Origin of the sequence: Thermus brockianus (assembly GCF_021462505.1) — a bacterium.
GTDB classification, from domain to species: Bacteria; Deinococcota; Deinococci; order Deinococcales; family Thermaceae; genus Thermus; species Thermus hydrothermalis.
On sequence record NZ_JAKEDV010000016.1, the window covers coordinates 1 to 8574 of the forward strand.

The 8574-nt window shown below is 65.9% G+C and carries 6 protein-coding genes; 3 read left to right on the forward strand and 3 right to left on the reverse strand.

Features of this window, described 5'->3' with window-relative positions:
- The first annotated feature begins 989 nt into the window (after positions 1–989).
- Entirely contained in the window at positions 990–2363 is a 1374-nt protein-coding gene (locus LXN00_RS12440) for a CAP domain-containing protein (RefSeq protein WP_234508689.1), read from the forward strand.
- On the opposite strand, the gene LXN00_RS12445 is transcribed toward LXN00_RS12440, so the two are convergent.
- From LXN00_RS12445 to LXN00_RS12455, 3 genes are all read right to left on the reverse strand, one after another.
- The gene (locus LXN00_RS12445) at positions 2349–2771 is read right to left on the reverse strand and encodes a hypothetical protein (RefSeq protein ID WP_234508691.1); all 423 of its coding nucleotides are present in this window, start codon (positions 2769–2771) and stop codon (positions 2349–2351) included. The genes LXN00_RS12440 and LXN00_RS12445 overlap by 15 nt on opposite strands.
- A 293-nt stretch (positions 2772–3064) precedes the next feature.
- A complete protein-coding gene (locus tag LXN00_RS12450; protein WP_234508693.1) occupies positions 3065–4819 on the reverse strand; it encodes an HTTM domain-containing protein in 1755 nt (584 codons plus the stop codon).
- On the reverse strand, positions 4816–5817 hold the full coding sequence (locus LXN00_RS12455; RefSeq protein ID WP_234508695.1) for a tetratricopeptide repeat protein: 1002 nt from the start codon (positions 5815–5817) through the stop codon (positions 4816–4818). The genes LXN00_RS12450 and LXN00_RS12455 overlap by 4 nt, the downstream gene beginning before the upstream one ends.
- A gap of 984 nt (positions 5818–6801) precedes the next feature.
- Here LXN00_RS12455 and LXN00_RS12460 point away from each other — a divergent pair.
- Together LXN00_RS12460 and LXN00_RS12465 are read left to right on the forward strand one after the other, a co-directional pair.
- Positions 6802–7044, forward strand: a complete 243-nt coding sequence (locus tag LXN00_RS12460; RefSeq protein WP_234508697.1) for a hypothetical protein — start codon at positions 6802–6804, stop codon at positions 7042–7044.
- A 225-nt stretch (positions 7045–7269) separates the two neighbouring features.
- On the forward strand, positions 7270–8235 hold the full coding sequence (locus LXN00_RS12465; protein ID WP_234508698.1) for a recombinase XerD: 966 nt from the start codon (positions 7270–7272) through the stop codon (positions 8233–8235).
- Positions 8236–8574: the final 339 nt, after the last annotated feature.

Sequence of the window (8574 nt, forward strand, 5' to 3'; positions counted from 1 at the left end):
CTGAGGTCGCTGGGGTAAGATCGTCTAGAGCTCATCCCTCAAGAATACCACCCTTTTACGACAGCCTCTGATAATGAGGCTGAGGCGATGCGGGAGGCGGTGAGAGTGTCTTGCCTCCACGGTACTGATAAGAAAACGGTCGTGGGGGCAAGACGCCCCGCCCCAAGCCCCAAAGCCTATTGGTTTAGTTTTCGCTTCCAGCGCCCTTCGGAAAATGCGAGGAGTCCAGGAGCGGGCGCTCGCCCGCCTAAAGGCGCACCCCCCAGCGGGTGGACGGGTGGCAGGAGATGGCGTGAGAAGGAAATGGGCGTCACGCAAAAACGACATTGGCTGACGGGATGCTCCGGTACCGTGGGCAGAAGGAGGTGCGCATGACGGTGAAAAGGGAAAGGCTCCTCGAGGCGGCCCGGGATGCGGTAGCGGACTGATGGGTGGACGCATGAGACAGGCTCGTGGAGGTACAGGAGGCGCTGGACTACTTGGCGGACGAGGAGCTGGAAACCCTGCTAGGGGCCCTTAGAGAGTGAGGATATAGATAGCGCGGGGAAACTGGTACGGGCAGCGTGCGAAAGGGCCGGGGTAAGCCTCTACTGACGTACGGGCGCATGGGGGCGGTAAGGCGTAGGAGCCACCGCCCCCGCCTCAGGGGCCCGGAGCCCCCTCCGCAAACGCAAAGGCCTTCTTCGCGAAAGAGAGCTTTCGCGAAAATAAGGTATACCAAGCCCTGTTTGGAAAGCTGCAGGGTTTATTTCGCACGTTAACGCCCCCGTATGAAGAAAGGTGAGGCCTTGCCCCCCACCTAGCCTCGAGGCTCCCAACCTTGAGCGCTCGCCAGCGGCTAGTCCCCAGCCTTCAAGGGCTTAGCACGGATTCCTCCTTGGTCGTGGAAACCCCTGGTCAGGGAGAGCTCCCAAGAAAGAAGAATGGGCCCATGCTGCCCCAGATAGCCTCGTCCTTCTCCTCAGATTATTGGTTAGAATGTTGGGCAAATGCGTAGGAGAAACCTCGCCCTCTTAGTCCTTCTTCTCACCCTCTCCGCCTGCGGTACCCTCAACCTGCCGGGCCTCGAGCCCAACCCGGTCTCCCTCCCCACCTCCTCCGAGCCCGTGGCCTACGTCAACCCCGGGAGCACCTACACCCTGACCCTCTCCCTGACGGAAACCAAAAAGTCCGTGGAAGTGCGGGTAGCCCTCGCTGACCCCTGCGCCAAGGGCACCACCAGTTGCCCCGGCTGGGACGCTAGCCGCTACCCCGGCGTGACCCACCCCACGGAGCCCGTGCGCCTGGACGGCACCCGGTCCCAGGCCACCCTCACCTTCGCCGTGGCCCCGGACGCCCTGCCCCAGGGGCCCTTCAAGTACGAGGTGGTGGTGCGGGACGAGGGGGGCAAGGAGTGGACCCTTCCCTTCTACCTGAAGATCCGGGACACCGAGGGCCGGTCCGCCCTCAAGGCCCTCAACGACTGGCGGACCCGGGCGGGGCTCCCCCCCGTCCAGGAGGACCCCGAGTGGAGCTGGCGGGGGTGGCTGCACAGCCGATACATGGTGCAAAGCTACCCGGACCGACGGCCACACGACGAGGACCTGTCCCAACCTTTCAGTACCCCTGAGGGAAAGGAAGCGGGGAAAAGGGGCAACGAATGGCTCCGGTTCTACCGCCTGAATGGGCAACCCGTGTTCCCCCCTGAGGAGCAAACGGTCAATCGGTGGATCGCCGCGCCCTTCCACCGCTTCAACCTCATCTACCCCTGGCCCCTCACCGTGGGATCGGGTACTTACTGGGATGTCGGACCCTTGCCTGGCTATGGGGGCAGCTACGGGCGAAGCGGGAGCACCCTCCCGAACCTCTCCCTCTGGACGAGCGACAAGCCCACCCGGGAGGTTCTCTTCCCCAGCCCGGGAATGGTGGTTCCCCTGGACCGGTACATAGGAAGTGAGAACCCCAACCCCATCTACCCCTGCTCCAACCCCAGCGCTTCTCCCGAGCGCCCCTTCCTGACCCAGGAGGGCCTCACCTGGGACGACGGAAACGGAGTAGTGGTGACCCCCATCGGCTTCCCCATCACCGTGATGACCTTCGCCAAGATGGACACGAAGGTCCTGGAAGCCCGCCTCACCCGCAACTCCGACGGGGCCCTGAACCCCGTCTGCGCCTACGGGAGCCGGCAGTACTGGGAAAACCGCGAGTCCAGGCGGGAACAGGCAGTTAATGACTTAAAGGCCCACGGAGCCCTGGTCGTCATTCCCCACAAGCCCCTGACCCCGGGGGCGGAGTACGAGGTCTACGTGAGGGGGCAGATCGGGAGCGCCACCTGGGAGAAGACCTGGCGCTTCCGGGTGGACACCAACCTAGTCCCCCTTTGAAGAAGCCTTGAGGTACTGAACGCAGTAGGCTGCCCCCAGGGGGGAAAGGAGGGTGCAAGCCTCCAGGGCCTCCTGGGGATTCTCCCTATAGTGGGCCCGAAGGGCCGAGGCGATGCCGGAGGCGCAGAGGTCCGCTTCGTAAGGCGAGCAAAACTCCCAAGCGGCGGGGACGATCCTCTTCCCAAAGCGCTCCACCGCCTCCATGGCCGCCCCCGCGCGGCAATGGGCCAGGTATTCCCCCCTCCCCTCGGCGCAGACGCGGGCGGCGCTTTGGTTTTCCCCCTTCTCAAAGCCGCCCCTCGTGAAGGCGGCCCGGCCAACGTAGCGCGCGCAGGCCAGGGGGTCTGGAAGCTGGCCGCAAACGGTGAGGGGACGGGAAACCCCTTCCTCCAACAGCCGCAACCCCATGACTTCAGAGCACGCGCGGGCTGCTGGGCCTTGCAATCCGCGGCAAGGGGCCGTGGCATCCCCCACCAGAGGCCCCCGCAAATGGGCCCGGTAGTAGCCCCTAAGGCAAAGGAGCGCCTCGTCCCCCCTACAGACCGCCTGCGCCACGAAGGGCGGGAACACTCCCAGAGCCCGCCCCAGCTTCCAGGCGGGGAGGCCCGGCCCCGGGTGTCGGTAGGAGGCGAGGATGAAGCCGCCAAAGACAACGCCCGCCGCTAGGAGGAGGATGGAAAAAACCGCCAGGACCCTTTTGGCTACATGCATAGGTAGTGCTCCATCAATAGACGCCTAGCCCGCCCTTCGCCCGGGTTCGCATAGGCGCGGTACAGGGTCACGGACACCAAGAGGTCAAACCCCTTGTGCGTCCGGTTCCACGCCGAGCAAAGGTAACGGGCCATTCCTTTGCGCCGGAGGGCGTTGGCCTCTCCCTTTCCCCACGCCCCCCACCAGACCTTGCGCCAATGCTCCTTGCCGGAGCGCTCAATGGAGTACCGCGGTACCGCCTCGCTGTAGGTGGGGTCGCCCGAGATAAGCCACCGCCACGGGTCCACCACGGCCCCGGAGAGGGTTACCCCTTGGACCAGGGGCCATTCGTGCCGCCCGGGGCCCACAGGGGCGAAGTGCCCCCAGGCCACGGCCAGGCCCACGCTGTCCAAGCCCGAGGCGAGCCACTCCGGGGCCTTGTTGTAGTTGTCCGGGCCGTTGAGGGCGTACGCCCCATAGGCCAAGCTCACCGCCAAAGCGAGAAAAAGCGTGAGGCGGGTGAAGGGTCTGAAGGCGGGGGCGGGAAGCCAGCGGCGCGTCGCCTCAGGGGAGGGCCTGCGGTCCGCCACCCAACGGTAGCCGAAACGCAGGAGGCGGGGAACGCCGGGTAAGCGGTAGAGGAAGGCGAGGGAGCGGAAGGGCGAGGCGAAGAGGAGGCCGAGAAAGCCCTCCCCCTCCAGGTACCGCCTTCCCTCCACCTCCACCACCCAACTCCGCCGCGCCTCCAGGAGCTCCCGGACCTCTCCTTCCGCCGGCCTCAGCTCCGCCTCGGCCATGAAGGCCCTCACCAGCGCCTGCGCCACCCGGCGGCAGAAACCGCACCCCCCGTCGTAGTGGACCACGGCTTGAGGGAGCCCGCGGCGCAGCCGGGCGCTGAGCCAGATCCCCACCTCGGGGGGCAAGAGGAGAAGGAGGGCCGCGGCCATGACCCAGGGGAAGTTCCCCACGTCCAGGAAGAGCCAGGTGAAGAAGTGAAACCCCAGGAAGCCCAGGATGGCGAGGAGCCTGAGGGGCCAAAGAGGCGCTATCAGGAGGAAAGCCCCCCCTGCCTGGAGGAGGAAGGTGAGCCGGGAGAGCAGGGTGGCCCACTCGGGGTAGCGCCGGACGAACTCCACCCCCAGGGGTTTGCCGTGGGTGGACTCCACCGCCGCCCAGAGCCCCTTCCCTTGGAGCCAGTAGGCGTCCACGTCCTTGGCCAGGGAGTTGGTGAAGTAGGCGGCGAAGAGGAGAACGAGGAAAGGGAGGACGGTGGGGGCGAAGACCCGGTCCGGCGCCGGATCCCGCAGGAGGAAGCGGGCGAGCCCGTAACCCGCCTCCAGGGGAAGGAGGGCTCCCAGGAGGAGGAAGACGGGGATGAGGCTGTGGCCCGTGTTCCAGACCCAGGGGTTGCGTTGCTGGAGGGCGATGAGGAGAAGGGCGAGGAGGAATGCCGTCGTCCTAGGGCGGTACCCCAGGAGAAGGAGGAAGGCGAGGAGCCCGATGGCGAGAAAGAGGAGGCGGTTCCAGACCTCCCCGCCCAGGAAGAAGGGGAGAAAAACGTCCGCAACCTCTAGGACTTCGTGCCGGCGAAAAAGCCCCCCTTCGGAGAAAAACGCCTCGTACCAGCGGGCGAGGGTGAACCAGTCTGCGAGGAGGGTTCCCCCAAGGAGGACGCGGAAGACGGTGAGGCCTAGGGGCGAAAGCGAGAGGCCCTGGAGAAGAGCCCGCCACCCGCTATCTACCCCTAAGCCTCCGCGGAGGGTCATGGCAGGTTCTTCAGGAGCTCCTTCGCCCGGTTAACCTCCTCAGGAGTCAGGCGCTTCTGCCAGTCGGAAAGGAGGCTTTGGGCAGGGGGGTGCTTCCAAGCGGCGGCTAAGGCGAGGTAGGCGAGGCCGAGGGCGCGCTCCCCGGGCGCCACGCCCTCCAGGATGCAAAGGCCGTAGATGGTGGCTACACCTGCCTGTAACTTGGCTTGGTCCTTCGCCAGGCGGCACGCCTCAGGGCGGTTCTGAACGAGACCCCCTTGGCCGAAGTAGAGGGCGGTGGCCCAGACCGCGGTGGCGGCGGGTTCGAATCCCACCAGGGGCCGGGCGAGCTCGAGAGCGCGCTTTTGGTCGGGTGGACCCCCGATCCCGAAGAAGAAGTCGTAGGCGAGGAAGCCTCGGGCGAGGAAGTACCCCCGGGCAGCTGCCCGCTCCCAGTACTCCCGAGCCTTCTTGGGGTCCCTGGAAAGACCGGGGAGGTCCGAGGAGGCGAGGTACCGGGCGGCCACGTTGAGGGCAACAGGGTCACCCGTGGCCGCGGCTTCCTGGATGAGCTTGACGCCCTCGTTTATGTCCTGCTTCAGTCCAGCACCACCCCCTATGAGGAACATGGCGTACAGCGCCTTACCCCCGGGGTAGCCGCGCTCCATGCTTTCCCGTGCGTACCGAAAGCCTTTTTGATCGTCCTGCGCCACGCCAATTCCGTTGGCGTACAAAATAGCGAGCCCCCAGCTACCCCAGCCGCTTCCCTTGGCCTGGGCCCACTCGAAGTACCTCCGGGCCCTCTCCAGGTCCCTGGGGTAGGCAACCCCGTTGAGGTAGAGGACGCCCAAAGCCGCCCCTGCCTCGGGATCGCCCGCCTGGTAGGCCTCCACGAGGCGGGCGTAGGCCTCTTGGTTGCCGCTCTCCACCGCGGCCACGAGGTCCCAGCCCTCCTGAGGGGAAAGGGCCAGGGCAGAAGCTCCAACCGCCAGAAGCAACAGAAAAGCGATCCTTCTCACGCTATCACCCCAACGAGCATTGTACCGGCAGACCATGAGAGGGCCTCGTCAGAAGAAGCCCTTAGTCCCAACACTCTCGGGCAAGCGGTAAAGCATCTCTGGGAGCTTTTCTATTTGGCCCTTCCACCGTGTCAACGCTCCCGGGCCTATAGGTCCTGAGATACCTCCCGGTCCACTAACTCCCATGTCAATATTGACCTGAGAGCCTGGGGTGTAAGAGGTAGACGAGGTAGAGGAGGTAGGGGAGGTCAAGGTAGAGGAGGTAGACGAACTAGACGAAGTAGAGGAGGTAGGCTCAGGAGGGTTAGAAGGCGTGCACGTGCTTTGCGTCAAAGCGCGGTCGTACATCTCGTCCCGCGTGGCGCTCGTGAACCGCCCCGTTCCCCTCGAGGACACCCCCACCACGCTCGGCGTCCAGTACCTGACTGTGCGCCAATACTCCGTGAAAACCCGAGTTCCGATGTAGCCGGGCGGGCAATCCTCAGGCTCGCTAACCGTCCAGGTCCGCAGGATGGAATCCCCAGGAGCGGTATACGCCCCCGGCCTTACCTGGCTACAGTTACCGTCGTAGCACAAGGTGCCGGGCAGGGGGCCGCTGTAGGAGGCGGACACGCTCGAGGTCCCATAGGAGCGCACCGTGACTTGCGCAGGGCTCACGCTCTGGAGCGTGTAGACCTCCGTCCAGGACACACCGCTCCCGCTACGCATGACCGCCACTTCCGGGGAAGCTGAGGTGCCGTAGACCCCGGCATGGCGCTCACGCTTTGGCTCTGTCCGCCGCCCAGAGAGGCGGAGTACCCACCAGCGGAAACCGTGGCCACCCCATCGGAGGGGAAGCCTCCCGCCGAGAAGGTGAGGGTGCCGGGACCATCGTTGTCACCGTCGCCATCACCGTCGGTAGTACCGCCATTGGGCCCTGGTGGCTACTGCAGCCCACACGTAGGGCAGGAGAAGTGCCCAGCGCAGGGCCTCCTCGGGAACCGGGTGGGTCAGGGGGTCGCTCCGGGGGACTACCGGGTGGCCCTCGAGGTCTGCCCGGACGGGGGCGCATGCGCCCGCACCCACCTCCCCGCGGGGGGAGGCACCTTCCGCCTGGAAGCCAGCCGGACCTACTGGCTCCTGGCCTTCCTGGACCGGGATGGGGACGGGGGCCTAGACCTGGACGAACCCCGCGCCAGCACCACCGCCACCGCGCCCGCCTCGGGCCTGGCGCTCTGGGTGCGGTGAGGGGCCGCTCCTTACTTCCTTTTCTTCCCCCTTTCCTTTTGTTGCTCCACCCACCCTGCCCCGCCAACCCTTAACCCTCATGGAGAGCAGTCTTGCGAGGTAGGGGTGGGGTGAGTTGACTTGTGTAGGACACGGTGTGGAGAGGGGATGCCAGGATAAAGAATGAGGGAGAAAGGATTTAGCAGTTTGGGGCGGGTGGGGGATGGGTGTATTATGGAGGGGAAGATGGCGGAGGAGAGGCTGGCCCTGGAGCCTTGGGACTTCCCAGATGAGCGGAAGCGGCTCGTGGGGGAGGCCCTGGCGCGGTGGGACGAGGGGGTCTTAGGGGACGGGGTGTGGGCCTTCCTGGTACGCACCCGCAAGAAGCCCGACCGGGAGGTGCCCCCCTTGGTGCGGGCCTTTGTCCGGTGGCTCGCCCTCCAGGGGAGGAGGTGGCCCGCCCTGGAGGCCGGGGAGATCCGCGCCTACCTTCTCTGGATCAAGGCGCACGGCTTCCCCGGGGGGACCAAGGGGCCTTTGGCCTGGAACACCGTGGAGCGGGCCCGGGGGGCTTTGGGCCATTTCCTCCGCTTCCTGGAGTGGGCCGGGCATCCCATGCCCCCCCATGTGGAGTATCCCCCGCGTTTCACCCCTTACGCCCTGAGCCGGAGGCCCCTCACGGAGGAAGAGTGGGGGCGCCTCTGGAGCTTGGCGGAGAGCTACACCCCCGCCTACTGGCGTCCCGTCCTCAAGGTCCTCCTGGTCCTGGTGGGGGAGGTGGGCCTCACCGCCAAGGAGGCGGTGGGCCTGTGGCGGGCGGACCTGCAGGGGGAGAGGCTTCTGGTGCGGGGGGAGCGGCTAAGGGAGGTCCCCCTCTCCCCTTGGGTCAAGGAGGTCCTGGAGGACTGGCTCCCCTTGCGGGACTACCTGGCGAGCCACCAGCCCCTCCCCTACCCTCACCTCCTCCTCTCCCCGGGGCCCAGGAAGGGCAAGGGGAAGCCCTTCACCTACGACGACGCCAAGTGGCTCCTCAAGGAGCTCGCCCGCCTGGCGGGAATGGCCGCCAAGGGCGACCGGGCCCGGGGGGATCTCCTCCACCGCCTAAGGTGGCGGGCCATCCGCAGGTACCTCCAGGCGGGGCATCCCAAGGAGAAGGTGGCCTACTGGACCGGGATGCGGAGCCTCCTCCTGCCAGGGTGGGGGGAGGGGTAGGACCTACCCTGCCTGACGCATTTGGGTCAGGTGCATAGCGCCTTGCTGCACCCCGACATTGACCGGGAGGAACGGCTAGGGGCTTTGCCCCTGGCGTGGTCCTGGCACCCCCTTCCTTTCCCCTAGATCCCTAACCACCCCAGAGGGGGCACACTCAGGAACACGACCGGTTGCGCTTCGGGGACAGTACTCCTGCCGTGGCGACAGAGCCTTCCCTATGTATCCGGAAGATATTTGGCCAGCTCTTTGTGTGCTTTTCTTATCTGATTTAGAGGCTGTCGTAAAAGGGTGGTATTCTTGAGGGATGAGCTCTAGACGATCTTACCCCAGCGACCTCAG